This window comes from Micromonospora sp. IBHARD004, from assembly GCF_052814115.1.
On record NZ_CP199934.1, the window covers coordinates 1,770,463 to 1,784,412 of the forward strand.

Genomic DNA, 13,950 nt, shown 5'->3' on the forward strand with positions numbered 1-13,950 from the left:
CTCCGGTCCCGAAGCGGGACCGGAGCTCCCGGAACGGCTCAGCTCAGCCGGCCTGCTCGGCCAGCTGGAGGAACTGCCGCTTGGAGGCGAGCGCCTGCTCGGCCTCCTTGATCCGGCGTGCGTCACCGGCGGCCCGGGCCCGGGACAGCCGCTCCTCGGCCTCGGCGACCTGCGCCCGCATCTGCGCGAGCAGCGGGTTCTCCTCCTTGGTGGTACGGCGCCACGCCGAGTCCATCACCTCGCGGACCTTGTCGTCGATCGCCCGCAGCCGGCGCTCCAGCCCGGCGGCGGCCTCCCGCGGCACCCGGCCGGCCTCGTGCCACTGCGCCTGGATCTCCCGCAGCTTCGCCTGGGCGCCCTTCGGGTCGGCGTCCACGTCGAGGGCCTCGGCCTCGGCGAGCAGGGCCTGCTTGCGCTCCAGGTTGGCGCGCTGCTCGTTGTCCCGCGCCGAGAAGACCTCGCTGCGCCGGGTGAAGAACTCGTCCTGCGCCGCCCGGAACCGTTCCCAGAGCTTCTGCTCGGCCTCCTTGGACGCCCGCGGCGCGGCCTTCCACTGGGTCATCAGGTCCTTGAGCTGGTTGGCGGTGACCGCCCAGTCCGTGGACTCCTTCAGCTTCTCCGCCTCGGCGACCAGCTCCTCCTTGACCGTCTGCGCCTGCTTGCGCTGCTGGTCGAGGGAGGCGAAGTGGGCGCCCCGGCGGCGGGTGAAGCCGTCCCGGGCGGCGGCGAACCGCTTCCACAGCTCACCGTCGGTCTTCTTGTCGACGCCGCGGATGGTCTTCCACTCGTCGAGGATCTCCTTGAGCCGGTCCCCGGCGGTCTTCCAGCCGGTCGACTCGGCGGCCAGCTTCTCGGCCTCCTCGACCAGGGCGGTCTTGCGCGCCAGGGCCTCGCCCCGGGCGGCGTCCCGGGCGGCCTTCGCCTCGCCGGCCTTCGCCTCGGCCACCTCGGCGAGCTTGTCGAGCCGGGCGGCCAGCGCGTCGATGTCACCGACGACGTGCGCCTCGGCCAGTGAGGCGCGGATCCGCCGGATCGTCGTCAGCGACCCGCCGGCGTCCGCGGCGCCGGAGTTGAGCCGGGCCTCGGTCAGGTCCACCTCGGTCACCAGGTCGGCGAAGCGTCGGGCGAAGTGGGCCAGCCCCTCCTCCGGGGCCCCCGCCTGCCAGGATCCGACCACCCGCTCGCCCTCGGCGGTCTTGACGTACACGGTGCCGTCCGCGTCCACCCGTCCGAAGGCAGTCCAGTCGCTCATGTGCCCATCCTCGTTCTCCCGGCGTCGACGGGTAGAGCCCCCGCGATCGCCGCCACGGCGCAGCAAAGTTACTCCGGGCATTGTCACAGGTCCGACCCCGTCCGCGTCGAGCGCCTGTCGTCGACCGTGACCATACGGTGTCCTACCGCTCGAATGACCGGATCGGCGCGGGGACGCACCGGGGGATCCCGCTACGGTGAGGGCGTGCCTCTGGTCGCCGCCGCCGTCTGCCCCCACCCGCCGCTGATCGTGCCCGAGCTGGCCGGCGCCGCCGCGCCCGAGCTGGACGACCTCCGCGCCGCCGCCGCCGGGGCCGTCACCCGGCTCCTCGCCGCCGGACCGGACTGCGTGGTCGTGCTCGGCTCCGGCCCGACGACGGGCTGGATCATCCCGCCCGCCGCCGGCTCGCTGCGCCCCTGGGGTCTCGATCTGACCGTCCCGCTCGTGCCGGCGCTGCCCGACGGCGGGGCGGCGCTGCCGCTGAGCCTCACCGTCGGGGCGTGGCTGCTCCATCAGCACCGGGTCGGTGTGCGCGTGGTCGGCGCCCAGGTCAGCCCGGAGGCGACGGCCGGGGAGCTGGGCGGCTTCGTCGACCAGGTGCACGAGTACCGCCCCCGGGTGGCGCTGCTGGTGATGGGGGACGGGTCGGCGTGCCGGGGGCGGCAGGCCCCCGGCTACGACGACCCGCGCGCCGAGGCGTACGACGAGGGGGTGGCCAAGGCCCTGGCCGACGCGGACCCCGACGCCCTGCTCGGCCTGGACCCGGTGCTCTCGGCGGAGCTGAAGGTCGCCGGGTGGGCGCCCTGGCAGGTGCTGGCCGGCGCGGTCCGCGCGGCGGGCGGCGCCTGGCGCGGTGAGCTGAGCTACGCCGCCGCGCCCTACGGCGTCTCCTACTTCGTGGCGAACTTGGCGCCGGCGTGAGGGGCACGGTCGTGGCCGTGGTCGGGCCGACCGCAGCCGGCAAGTCGGCGCTGAGCATCGCCCTGGCGCACGCGCTCGACGGCGAGGTGGTCAACGCCGACTCGATGCAGCTCTACCGGGGCATGGACATCGGCACCGCGAAGCTGACCCCGGCCGAGCGGGAGGGCGTGCCGCACCACCTGCTGGACATCTGGGACGTCACCGAGCCGGCCAGCGTCGCCGAGTACCAGCGGCTGGCCCGCGCGGCGGTCGACGACATCCTGGCCCGGGGGAAGGTGCCGCTGCTGGTCGGCGGGTCGGGGCTGTACGTGCGGGCGGTGCTGGAGCAGTTCGAGTTCCCCGGCACCGACCCGGCGGTGCGGGCCCGGCTGGAGGCGGAGCTGGCGGCGGTCGGCCCGGCCCCGCTGTACGCCCGGCTGACCGAGGCCGACCCGGCCGCGGCGGCCGGCATCCTGCCCGGCAACGGCCGGCGGATCGTCCGCGCGCTGGAGGTGATCGAGCTGACCGGCGCGCCGTTCACCGCCTCGCTGCCCGAGCCGACGCCGTACTACCCCTCCGTGCAGCTCGGCGTCGACCTGGACACCGCCCTGCTGGACGAGCGGATCGCGCTGCGGGTGGACCGGATGTGGGCCGACGGCCTGGTCGCCGAGACCCAGACGCTGGTCGGTCAGGGCCTGCCCGAGGGGCGTACGGCCAGCCGGGCGCTCGGCTACCAGCAGGTGCTGCGGTTCCTCGCCGGGGAGCTGACCGAGGTGGAGGCGCACGACGAGACAATCCGGGCCACCCGCCGCTTCGTCCGGCGGCAGCGGTCCTGGTTCCGGCGCGACCCGCGCATCCACTGGCTGGACTCGGCGTCACCGGCGTTTGTCGAGACTGCGCTGCGGCTGGTCGCCGACCATCGGGGATGATGGGGGCGTGGAGTTCACCAAGGGCCACGGCACCGGCAACGACTTCGTGATCCTGCCCGACCCGGACGGCGCGCTCGACCTCACCCCGGGGCTGGTCGCGGCGATCTGCGACCGGCGGCGCGGGATTGGCGCGGACGGCGTGCTGCGCGTCGTGCGGGCCGCCAAGCACCCGGAGGGCGCCGCCCTGGCGGGCGACGCCGAGTGGTTCATGGACTACTGGAACTCCGACGGCTCGTTCGCCGAGATGTGCGGCAACGGGGCCCGGGTCTTCGTCCGGTACCTGCTGGAGACCGGCCTGGCCACGCCGTCCGGCGCGGCGCTGCCGGTGGCCACCCGGGCCGGCGTCGTGCGCGCGCGGGTCGAGGGTGAGGCCATCGCCGTGGAGATGCGCCGCCCCCTGCTGTACGCCACCGCCACCGCCACCCTGGGCGGGCTGACCCTGCCCGGCGCCGCGGTGGACGTCGGCAACCCGCACCTGGTCTGCGCCCTGCCGGCGGGGCTGGACCTGGCGGGGCTCGACCTGACCCGCGCGCCGGACGTCGACCCGGCGGTCTTCCCGGCCGGGGTGAACGTCGAGTTCACCGTCCCGGGGGAGCCGGTGGGCGGCACCGCCGGGCACGTGCTGATGCGGGTCTACGAGCGCGGCTCGGCGGAGACGCTCTCCTGCGGCACGGGCGCCTGCGCGGTGGCGGCGGTGGCCCTGCGGGACACGGGCCTGGACACCGGCGCGGTCGCGGTCGATGTGTCCGGCGGACGCCTCACGGTCACGGTGACCGAGGACTCCTGCTGGCTGTCGGGCCCGGCGGTCCTGGTCGCCACCGGTGAGCTCACCCCGGGGGCCCTGCTCGGCTGAGGCCGCCGGCCCGCCCGGTCCGCCTCCACCCGCCGGCACCCACCACCCGCGGTCGGTCATCCGCCGGGAGTTGCGGGCGGCATTGGCGGAAGCGGCGGCGCCGGCGGTGCGGGTTCGGGTGCGTTTCCTGCCGCCAGGGCGACGAGAAACGCACCCGGAGGTGGGATCAGGGGGTGGCGCTGGCGTTGGCGGCGATCTCCGGGAGGTCGGTCGGGCCCGGGTCGGCGGCCGGGGGCGGGGTGGTCGCCGGGTTCTGGGCGGCGGCGCGGACCGCGGCGGCGACCGCCGGGGCCACCCGCGAGTCGAAGACGCTCGGCACGATCACCGTCGGGTTGATCTTTTCCTCGCCGACCACGTCCGCGATGGCCCGGGCCGCCGCGATCGCCATCTCCTCGGTGAACTCCTCGGCGTGCGCGTCCAGCATGCCGCGGAAGACGCCCGGGAAGGCGAGCACGTTGTTGATCTGGTTCGGCTGGTCGGAGCGGCCGGTGGCGACGACGGCGGCGTGCTTGCGCGCCTCCCGCGGGTCGACCTCCGGGTCCGGGTTGGCCAGCGCGAAGACGATCGCGTCCTTGGCCATCGTGGCGATGTCGTCGCCGGTGAGCAGGTTCGGCGCGCTGACCCCGATGAAGACGTCCGCGCCCCGGATTGCCCCCGGCAGGTCGCCGGAGTAGCTCTCCTTGTTGGTGTGCTCCGCCAGCCACTGCCAGGCCGGGTTGAGGTCGGGCAGGCCGCGGTGCAGGGCGCCCTGCCGGTCGTACGCGATGATGTCGCCCACGCCCTGGCGCAGCAGCAGCTTGATGATCGCGGTGCCGGCCGCGCCGGCCCCGGAGACCACGACCCGGACGTCCGCGAGCTGCTTGCCCACGACGCGCAGCGCGTTGGTCAGCGCGGCCAGCACGCAGATCGCGGTGCCGTGCTGGTCGTCGTGGAAGACCGGGATGTCCAGCGCCTCGCGCAGCCGGGCCTCGATCTCGAAGCAGCGCGGCGCGGCGATGTCCTCCAGGTTGATCCCGCCGTACGCGGGTGCGATCGCCTTGACGATCGCCACGATCTCGTCGGTGTCCTGGGTGTCCAGCACCACCGGCCAGGCGTCCACCCCGCCGAAGCGCTTGAACAGCGCCGCCTTGCCCTCCATCACCGGCAGCGACGCGGCCGGCCCGAGGTTGCCCAGGCCGAGCACGGCCGAGCCGTCACTGACCACGGCGACCGTGTTGCGCTTGATGGTCAGCCGGCGGGCGTCGGCCGGGTTCTCGGCGATCGCCATGCAGACCCGGGCCACGCCCGGGGTGTACGCACGGGACAGGTCGTCGCGGGTGCGCAGCGAGACCTTGGAGTTGACCTCGATCTTGCCGCCCAGGTGCAGCAGGAACGTCCGGTCGGAGACCTTGCGGACGTCCACGCCGTCGAGCGCGGTCAGCGCGTCGACCACCTGGTCGGCGTGGCTGGCGTCGGCGGTGTCGCAGGTGAGGTCGACGATCACGCTGGTCGGATCGGAGTCGACCACGTCGAGCGCGGTGACGATCGCGCCGGCCTCGCCCACCGCGGTGGTCAGTCGGCCGATCGAGGAGGCGTCCGCGGTCACCGCGATCCGGATAGTGATCGAGAATCCTGCACTCGGAAGTCGGGTGATGGCCACGGAAAATCCCTCCGTCGACGCTGAGCGGCTCGCTCCGCATTTCTACCCGCCCACCCAGGTCGCCCGGCATCCGGCCCCGCCTTTGGGGACGTGCGCCACGGGCATATAGCAGGTGCGTCGCGCGTTGCCACATGTCAGGATGACCGGTACACGCGCGAAACCGCTCGGTAGCAGACAGAACGGACAGGAGATCAGTTTGCGAGACCAGGAGACCTACGTTCCCTTCGAAGACGACGAGCTCGACGCCACCACCGGTGAGTTCGAGCTGTCGGAGCGGCAGGCGTTGCGGCGGGTCCCCGGCCTCTCGACCGAGCTCACCGACATCACCGAGGTCGAGTACCGCCAGCTGCGGCTGGAGCGGGTCGTCCTGGTGGGCGTCTGGACCGAGGGCACGCAGGGCGACGCGGAGAACAGCCTCACCGAGCTGGCGGCGCTGGCCGAGACGGCCGGTTCGCAGGTGCTCGAGGGGCTGATCCAGCGGCGTAACCGGCCGGATCCGGCGACCTACGTCGGCCGGGGCAAGGTCGACGACCTCGGCGCGGTGGTGCTCTCCACCGGCGCCGACACGGTGATCTGCGACGGTGAGCTCTCCCCGTCCCAGCTGCGCAACCTGGAGCAGCGCACCAAGGTCAAGGTGGTCGACCGGACGGCGCTGATCCTCGACATCTTCGCCCAGCACGCCAAGAGCAAGGAAGGTAAGGCGCAGGTCGAGCTGGCCCAGCTCGAATACCTGCTCCCGCGGCTGCGCGGTTGGGGTGAGACGCTCTCCCGGCAGACCGGTGGTTCCGGCCGCGGCGGCGGCGCCGGCGGCGGCGTGGGCCTGCGCGGTCCCGGTGAGACCAAGCTCGAGACCGACCGGCGCCGGATCCGGCACCGCATCGCGCGGCTGCGCCGCGAGATCAAGGGCATGAAGACGGTACGCCAGACCAAGCGCGCCCGTCGGTCCCGCAACGCGGTGCCCTCGGTCGCCATCGCCGGCTACACCAACGCCGGCAAGTCCAGCCTGCTCAACCGCCTGACCGGGGCGGGTGTGCTGGTCGAGAACGCGCTCTTCGCCACCCTCGACCCGACCACCCGCAAGGCCACCACCTCCGACGGGCGGCTCTACACCCTCTCCGACACGGTCGGCTTCGTCCGGCACCTGCCGCACCAGATCGTCGAGGCGTTCCGCTCGACGCTGGAGGAGGTCGCCGACTCCGACCTGGTGGTGCACGTGGTGGACGGCACCCACCCGGACCCGGAGGAGCAGGTCCGGGCGGTCCGCGAGGTGCTCGCCGAGGTGGGCGCTGACCGGCTGCCCGAGCTGCTGGTGGTCAACAAGACCGACGCCGCCGACGAGGAGACGCTGCTGCGGCTCAAGCGGCTCTGGCCGGATGCGGTCTTCGTCTCCGCCCACAGCGGGCGGGGGGTCGACGGGCTGCGCGAGGCGATCGAGGAGCGGCTGCCCCGCCCGGCGGTGGAGGTGCACGCGGTGGTCCCCTACGACCGGGGTGACCTGGTGGCCCGGCTGCACCGGCAGGGCGAGGTGCTGAGCACCTCCCACCTCCCGGAGGGGACGCTGCTGCACGTGCGGGTGGGCGAGGCGCTCGCCGCCGAGCTGGTGCCGTTCCGCGCCGGCGAGCGGCTCCTCGAGGAGGAGCGGGTCGGCGCCGGCCGATGAGGCCTCCGGTGTCACCCACCCGGGTAACCGGGCATGCGACACTGGGCTCCATGCGGCACGTTGTCTCCTCGGTCACGGTTGCGCTCGGCCTGCTCGGCGCAACCGTGGCGCCCGCCGGGATCGCCCTGGCAGGTCCCGCCGCGGCCCCCGTGCAGGCCGCGGCCCCCGGCAAGAAGAAGTGCACCGTCGAGGACGATCGGCTGAAGGAGCTCTCCGGCCTGGTGGCCACGAGCAGCGGCTACATCGTCATCAACGACAGCAGCGACCAGGACAGCCGCAAGCGGGTCTTCTACCTGGACACCAAGTGCAAGATCGCGAAGGACCCGGTCCGCTACTCCGGGGCCGGGCCGTTCGACACCGAGGACCTGGCGCTCTCGCCGGACCGTAAGACCCTCTGGATCGCCGACACCGGCGACAACATCACCAGCAAGTCGCGCCGGGAGCGGGTCGCGGTCTGGCACATGCCGGTCAACGGGTCGAAGCAGCCGGTGCTGCACCGGCTGGCGTACCCGGAGAAGAAGCCGCACGACGCCGAGGCGCTGCTGATCGGCGACGACAACAAGCCGCTGATCATCACCAAGGAGCTCTCCGGCAAGTCGGAGATCTTCACTCCGGCGGCCGCGTTGAAGACCGGCGACACCGACCCGGTGCCGATGCGGAAGGTCGGCGACGTCGCGCTCCCCAAGACCACCACGGACAACAAGCTGGGCCCGACCGGCCGGCTCCTGGTCACCGGCGCGGCCCGCTCGCCCGACGGCAAGAAGGTGGTGCTGCGGACGTACGCGGACGCCTTCGAGTACGACGTGACCGGCGGTGACATCGTGGGTGCCCTGACCAAGGGCACCCCCCGGGTCACCCCGCTGACCGACCCGTTCGGCGAGGCGATCTCCTACACCCCGGACGGTAAGTCCTTCGTCACGGTCTCCGACGGTGGTCAGCTCGCCCCCGAGGACCCGATCGACATCCTCAGCTACGTCCCGTCGACAAAGGGGATCGAGGCGCTGCCGACGGCCGGTGGGGTGGCCAAGCCGGCCGCCGAGAAGTCCTGGGTCGAGGGGCTGAGCCTGGACGAGATCACGTACCTGATCGCGGCGGTCGGCGTGCTCGGCGCCCTGCTGGTCGGCGCGGGCATCTTCGGCATCCTCCGGGCTCGGCGCCGGCCCGCACCGGCGACCGACCGGGCGGACGGGCCGGACCGGGACGGAACCCCGCTGAGTGGTGGCTTCGACGACCGCCGTGCCGAGGACGGTCCGCCCGGCGGCGTGTACGGCGGCGGCTACGGTGCCGGGCCGGTGAACGGCGCGCCGGGCCGACCCGCCTCGGGCGGGGTGTACGGCGGCGGGCGTCCCGCGGAGGGCGGCCGTCCGCAGGGCGGCGGTGTCTACGGCGGCGGTGGCGGTCGCCCGCAGGGCGGCGGGGTCTACGGCGGTGCACCGCAGGGCGGAGGCGTGTACGGCGGTGGCCGGGCCGAGCCGCCCCGGCGAGACCCGGACTACCGTGAGCCGCGCGCGGGCCGCCGCAACGGCTACGACGACGGCCGGGGCCAGTACGGGCAGGTGCCCGGCGGCCGCGAGTACCGCGGCGACCGTTACTGAGCGACGCCTCACCGGGTGACCGCCGTGCGGCGGTCACCCGGGACGGGCGTCAGATCCGGCGCAGCACCGCGACGACGCGACCCATGATGGTGGCGTCGTCGCCGGGGATCGGCTCGAAGGCCGGGTTCTGCGGCATCAGCCAGACGTGGCCGTCGCGCCGCCGGTAGGTCTTCACGGTCGCCTCGCCGTCGAGCATGGCCGCCACGATGTCGCCGGCCTCGGCGGTCGGCTGCTGCCGGACCACCACCCAGTCGCCGTCGCAGATCGCCGCGTCGAGCATCGAGTCGCCCTTGACCTGGAGCATGAAGACCTCGCCCTCACCCACCAGCTCGCGGGGGAGCGGGAAGATGTCCTCCACCGCCTGCTCGGCGAGGATCGGGCCACCGGCGGCGATCCGGCCCAGCATCGGCACGTACGCCGGGGTGGGCCGCTGTGCGCGGCTCAACTCGTCGTCGGCGTCGCTGGGGGCGCGGACGTCGACCGCCCGGGGCCGGTTCGGGTCGCGGCGCAGGAAGCCCTTCTTCTCCAGCTCCTTGAGCTGGTAGGCGACGCTGGACGGGGAGACCAGGCCGACCGCCTCGCCGATCTCGCGCACGCTCGGCGGGTAGCCGTGGCGCTCCACCCAGGTGCGGATGAACTCCAGGATCCGGCGCTGCCGGGCGGTGAGGTCGACGGTGGCGGGGTCGGGGAAGCTGCTGACCACCGGCGTGACCGGGCGCACGGCGGGCTGGCCCGTCCGGCTGCGCGCGGCGCGGGGCCGTCGGGTCGCCGGCGGACCCGCCCCGTCGATCGGCTGCGGGTTCTTCTGCCGGCTGGCCCGGTCCTCGGTCACGTCCGTCCCTCCCTGGTCGGCGCTGGGTGCCTTGGCGGCTCGTGGTGCGCGCTGATGGTGCTGCCGACCGGCCGGAGGCGACACGCCGCGCCCGGTCGTTGTTGACCGTATAGGTGAGATCGGCCATTTTCAAACATCTGTACGACCTCTTGTCGGCGTGTCGGGGCGAAATCCGAGAATTCCGAACGCCTGTTCTGATAAATGATACGTCGACTTCGAACGCGTGTTCGATGAAACAACTGAGCGTCACCGTGGCGGGAGTCGCCCGTTGGGCTTTCGGCGACCCTCGGGGGAGGTGGGGCGGGTGAGTGATTCTGATGACGCGCCGGACACGCCGGCCAACTTGACCTCGCCTGGGCGACGACATACGGTCGACCCCTAGATGTAGTAGTCACACGGGCGTAAGTCGCCTACAGGTTGGGTTCGGCTACCGACCGCACTCCCGTACCGCCGACCCCGGCGGCGGCCATCCGACGATGGTCTCGCCGCGGGTGACGGCGTGCCCGGGAGCGCGTCGGTGCGCCCGCGGATCGATGAAGGAGGTCAGGCGATGCGGTGTCCGTACTGCCGGTACGCCGACTCCCGGGTCGTCGACTCGCGGGAGGCCGACGACGGCCAGCTCATCCGGCGGCGGCGCTCCTGCCCGGAGTGCGGCAAGCGGTTCACCACCGTCGAGGAGGCGGTGCTCGCGGTGGTCAAGCGCAGCGGGGTGACCGAGCCGTTCAGCCGTACGAAGATCATCGGCGGGGTGCGCAAGGCGTGCCAGGGCCGGCCGGTCGACGACGACTCGATCGCGCTGCTGGCGCAGAAGGTCGAGGAGACCGTCCGGGCCAAGGGGGCCGCCGAGCTCCCGAGCCACGAGGTCGGGCTGGCCATCCTGGGGCCGCTGCGCGACCTGGACGAGGTGGCCTACCTGCGCTTCGCCAGCGTCTACCGGTCCTTCGACTCGCTCGCCGACTTCGAGCGCGAGATCGAGACGCTACGGGCCGCCGCAATCGCCCGGGAGGGCGCCGGGGCCGAGCCGGCCGAGGCCGCCGGCCGTACCACTTGAGTTTTTCGGATTTCTGACAGCGACGATGCGCGGTGGGTGACCGCGCAGACGAGGGGGCGGATGAGATGGCGGGGGACGGCGTGACAGCAAGCAAGTCGCGGACCCGGGCCGGTGCGCCGGCGGGGCTGAAGGTCGAGCGGGTGTGGACGACCGAGGGGGTCCACCCGTACGACGAGGTGGCGTGGGAGCGCCGCGACGTCGTGATGACGAACTGGCGGGACGGCTCGATCAACTTCGAGCAGCGCGGGGTGGAGTTCCCCGAGTCCTGGAGCGTCAACGCGGCCAACATCGTGACCACCAAGTACTTCCGGGGCGCGGTGGGGACCCCGGAGCGGGAGTGGTCGCTCAAGCAGCTGATCGACCGGGTGGTCACCACCTACCGCAAGGCCGGTGCGGAGCACGGCTACTTCGCCACCCCGGCGGACGCGGAGATCTTCGCGCACGAGCTGACCTGGATGCTGCTGCACCAGGTGTTCAGCTTCAACTCGCCGGTCTGGTTCAACGTGGGCACGCCGTCGCCGCAGCAGGTCAGCGCCTGCTTCATCCTGAGCGTCGACGACTCGATGGACTCCATCCTCGACTGGTACAAGGAGGAGGGGCTGATCTTCAAGGGCGGCTCCGGCTCCGGCGTCAACCTGTCCCGGATCCGTTCCTCCCGCGAGCTGCTCTCCTCCGGCGGCAACGCCTCCGGCCCGGTCAGCTTCATGCGCGGCGCGGACGCCTCGGCCGGCACCATCAAGTCCGGCGGCGCCACCCGGCGCGCGGCCAAGATGGTCATCCTCGACGTGGACCACCCGGACATCCAGGAGTTCGTGGTCACCAAGGCGCGCGAGGAGGACAAGATCCGTGCGCTGCGCGACGCCGGCTTCGACATGGACCTGGGCGGCGCGGACATCGTCAGCGTGCAGTACCAGAACGCCAACAACTCGGTCCGGGTCTCCGACGAGTTCATGACCGCGGTGGAGAACGGCGGCGGCTTCGACCTGCGCGGCCGGCTCGACGGGCAGACCATCGAGACGGTCGACGCCAAGAAGCTGTTCCGCAGCATCTCCCAGGCCGCCTGGGAGTGCGCCGACCCCGGTCTGCAGTACGACGACACCATCAACGACTGGCACACCTGCCCGGAGACCGGCCGGATCACCGCGTCGAACCCGTGCTCGGAGTACCTGCACCTGGACAACTCCTCGTGCAACCTGGCCTCGCTCAACCTGATGAAGTTCCTCCGCGCCGACGGCGGCTTCGAGGTGGAGAAGTTCGTCCGGTCGGTCGAGTTCGTCATCACCGCGATGGACATCTCGATCTGCTTCGCCGACTTCCCGACCGAGAAGATCGGCGAGACCTCCCGGGCCTACCGGCAGCTCGGCATCGGCTACGCCAACCTGGGCGCCCTGCTGATGGCCTCCGGCCTGCCGTACGACTCGGAGCAGGGCCGCTCGGTCGCCGCGGCGATCACCTCGCTGATGACCGGCACCGCCTACCGCCGCTCGGCCGAGCTGGCCGGCGTCGTCGGCCCGTACGACGGCTACGCCCGCAACGCGGAGCCGCACAAGCGGGTCATGCGCAAGCACGCCGCGGCCAACGACGAGATCAAGCCGGCCGGCACCGTGGCCACCGCCATCCAGCGGGAGGCCACGAAGCAGTGGACCCTCGGCAACAAGATCGGCGACAAGAACGGCTGGCGCAACTCGCAGGCCAGCGTGCTCGCGCCGACCGGCACCATCGGCTTCATGATGGACTGCGACACGACCGGCGTGGAGCCGGATCTGGCGCTGGTCAAGTTCAAGAAGCTGGTCGGCGGCGGCTCGATGCAGATCGTCAACCAGACGGTGCCGCGCGCCCTGCGCAGCCTCGGCTACCCCGAGGAGCAGGTCGAGGCGATCGTCGAGCACATCGCCGACCACGGCCACGTGGTGGACGCCCCCGGGCTCAAGCCGGAGCACTACCCGGTATTCGACTGCGCCATGGGCGAGCGGACGATCGCCCCGATGGGTCACGTGCGGATGATGGCGGCCATCCAGCCGTTCGTCTCCGGCGCCATCTCCAAGACGGTCAACATGCCGGAGGCGGCCACCGTCGAGGACGTCGAGAAGATCTACTTCGAGGGCTGGAAGCTCGGCCTCAAGGCGCTGGCGATCTACCGGGACAACTGCAAGGTCGGCCAGCCGCTCTCGGTGGCCAAGTCCAACAAGGCCGCCGAGCCGGCGGCCGTCGAGGCCGCCCCGGCCGCCCCGGTGGTGGAGAAGGTCGTCGAGTACCGGCCGGTGCGCAAGCGGCTGCCGAAGAAGCGCCCGTCGGAGACGGTCTCCTTCTCCGTCGGCGGTGCCGAGGGCTACCTCACCGCGTCGTCCTACCCGGACGACGGCCTCGGCGAGGTCTTCCTCAAGATGTCGAAGCAGGGCTCGACCCTGGCCGGCGTGATGGACGCCTTCTCGGTGGCCATCTCCATCGGTCTCCAGTACGGCGTCCCGCTGGAGACGTACGTCAGCAAGTTCACCAACATGCGCTTCGAGCCGGCCGGCATGACCGACGACCCGGACGTGCGGATGGCGGCCTCGGTGATGGACTACATCTTCCGTCGCCTGGCCCTGGACTTCCTGCCGTACGAGCGCCGCGCGGAGCTGGGCATCTTCACCGCCAAGGAGCGGGCCGCCCAGCTGCGGGCCGAGGCGGAGGCGGAGGCGAGCGGTGCGGACCTCACCGCGATGGCCGCCTCCGCCCCGGTCGAAACCAAGCCGGAGGAGCCGAAGACCGGCGCGGTCGCCCAGCCGGCGCAGGAGGTCGCGGAGGTCGCCGCCGCCAAGCCGGCGCCGTCCGTCGGTTCCAGCACCGAGCTGCTGGAGGCCGTGCTCGGCAAGGCCGCCGACGCGCCGCTCTGCTTCACCTGCGGTACGAAGATGCGGCCCGCCGGTAGCTGCTACGTCTGCGAGGGCTGCGGCTCCACCAGCGGCTGCAGCTGACGTACGTCGGCACCAGCGAGCCCCGGGCGTTCCCGCGCCCGGGGCTCGCTGCCTTGGCCGAGCATGGTGTCGGATCGGGTCGGGTCGGTGGTGGTGGGCGGGGCTGGGTCCGTACCCCTGTTATCAGGCGGAATGGGCCTCTTGCTGGCATGCTCGCGTTGCCATCCGCCGCTTCCAGGACAGCCTGCCGTGACGACACACGGCCCGGTCCTGCCGATCTGGAGCTGCGGCGGCTGCGGCTCGCCCTGGCCCTGCGAGACCCGGCGCATGGAGTTGCGGGCC

Annotated in this window: 10 protein-coding genes; 7 read left to right on the plus strand and 3 right to left on the minus strand. The window is 72.5% G+C overall.

Features of this window, described 5'->3' with window-relative positions:
- Positions 1-43: 43 nt before the first annotated feature.
- Positions 44-1,252 carry a DUF349 domain-containing protein gene (locus tag ACTWO6_RS08775; protein ID WP_446219155.1) on the minus strand — a complete coding sequence of 403 codons (1,209 nt, stop codon included), beginning with the start codon at positions 1,250-1,252 and terminating at the stop codon, positions 44-46.
- 153 nt (positions 1,253-1,405) lie between these two features.
- On the opposite strand from ACTWO6_RS08775, the gene ACTWO6_RS08780 reads away from it, so the two are divergent.
- From ACTWO6_RS08780 to dapF, 3 genes are read left to right on the plus strand one after another with little or no spacing between them, the layout of a single operon-like run.
- Complete coding sequence (locus ACTWO6_RS08780; protein ID WP_446219156.1) at positions 1,406-2,173, plus strand: class III extradiol dioxygenase subunit B-like domain-containing protein; 768 nt, start codon at positions 1,406-1,408, stop codon at positions 2,171-2,173.
- The gene (gene miaA, locus ACTWO6_RS08785; protein ID WP_446219157.1) at positions 2,170-3,081 is read left to right on the plus strand and encodes a tRNA (adenosine(37)-N6)-dimethylallyltransferase MiaA; all 912 of its coding nucleotides are present in this window, start codon (positions 2,170-2,172) and stop codon (positions 3,079-3,081) included. The genes ACTWO6_RS08780 and miaA overlap by 4 nt, the downstream gene beginning before the upstream one ends.
- A gap of 7 nt (positions 3,082-3,088) precedes the next feature.
- The gene (gene dapF / locus ACTWO6_RS08790; protein ID WP_446219158.1) at positions 3,089-3,934 is read left to right on the plus strand and encodes a diaminopimelate epimerase; all 846 of its coding nucleotides are present in this window, start codon (positions 3,089-3,091) and stop codon (positions 3,932-3,934) included.
- Positions 3,935-4,100: 166 nt separating this feature from the next.
- Here the strand turns inward: dapF and ACTWO6_RS08795 are convergent, their stop codons facing one another.
- The gene (locus ACTWO6_RS08795) at positions 4,101-5,573 is read right to left on the minus strand and encodes a malic enzyme-like NAD(P)-binding protein (protein WP_446219159.1); all 1,473 of its coding nucleotides are present in this window, start codon (positions 5,571-5,573) and stop codon (positions 4,101-4,103) included.
- 196 nt (positions 5,574-5,769) lie between these two features.
- Between ACTWO6_RS08795 and hflX the strand changes: the two genes are divergently transcribed.
- Complete coding sequence (hflX, locus tag ACTWO6_RS08800) at positions 5,770-7,233, plus strand: GTPase HflX (protein ID WP_446219160.1); 1,464 nt, start codon at positions 5,770-5,772, stop codon at positions 7,231-7,233.
- A 50-nt stretch (positions 7,234-7,283) separates the two neighbouring features.
- On the plus strand, positions 7,284-8,828 hold the full coding sequence (locus ACTWO6_RS08805) for a hypothetical protein (RefSeq protein ID WP_446219161.1): 1,545 nt from the start codon (positions 7,284-7,286) through the stop codon (positions 8,826-8,828).
- Positions 8,829-8,877: 49 nt separating this feature from the next.
- Here the strand turns inward: ACTWO6_RS08805 and lexA are convergent, their stop codons facing one another.
- Complete coding sequence (lexA, locus tag ACTWO6_RS08810; RefSeq protein WP_130333180.1) at positions 8,878-9,660, minus strand: transcriptional repressor LexA; 783 nt, start codon at positions 9,658-9,660, stop codon at positions 8,878-8,880.
- 550 nt (positions 9,661-10,210) lie between these two features.
- Here lexA and nrdR point away from each other — a divergent pair.
- Both nrdR and ACTWO6_RS08820 read left to right on the plus strand, forming a co-directional pair.
- Positions 10,211-10,711 carry a transcriptional regulator NrdR gene (gene nrdR, locus ACTWO6_RS08815; RefSeq protein ID WP_130333182.1) on the plus strand — a complete coding sequence of 167 codons (501 nt, stop codon included), beginning with the start codon at positions 10,211-10,213 and terminating at the stop codon, positions 10,709-10,711.
- A 65-nt stretch (positions 10,712-10,776) separates the two neighbouring features.
- Positions 10,777-13,668, plus strand: coding sequence for a vitamin B12-dependent ribonucleotide reductase (locus ACTWO6_RS08820; RefSeq protein ID WP_446220594.1), 2,892 nt, complete (start codon positions 10,777-10,779; stop codon positions 13,666-13,668).
- The last annotated feature ends 282 nt before the right edge of the window (positions 13,669-13,950 follow it).

What these genes read in the sequence shown, in the direction of transcription:
- ACTWO6_RS08775 (WP_446219155.1), bottom strand. Translation starts at nt 1,252, where the DNA reads ATGAGCGACTGGACTGCCTTCGGACGGGTGGACGCGGACGGCACCGTG.
- ACTWO6_RS08820 (WP_446220594.1), top strand. Translation starts at nt 10,777, where the DNA reads ATGGCGGGGGACGGCGTGACAGCAAGCAAGTCGCGGACCCGGGCCGGT.
- ACTWO6_RS08780 (WP_446219156.1), top strand. Translation starts at nt 1,406, where the DNA reads ATGACCGGATCGGCGCGGGGACGCACCGGGGGATCCCGCTACGGTGAG.
- nrdR (WP_130333182.1), top strand. Translation starts at nt 10,211, where the DNA reads ATGCGGTGTCCGTACTGCCGGTACGCCGACTCCCGGGTCGTCGACTCG.
- ACTWO6_RS08805 (WP_446219161.1), top strand. Translation starts at nt 7,284, where the DNA reads ATGCGGCACGTTGTCTCCTCGGTCACGGTTGCGCTCGGCCTGCTCGGC.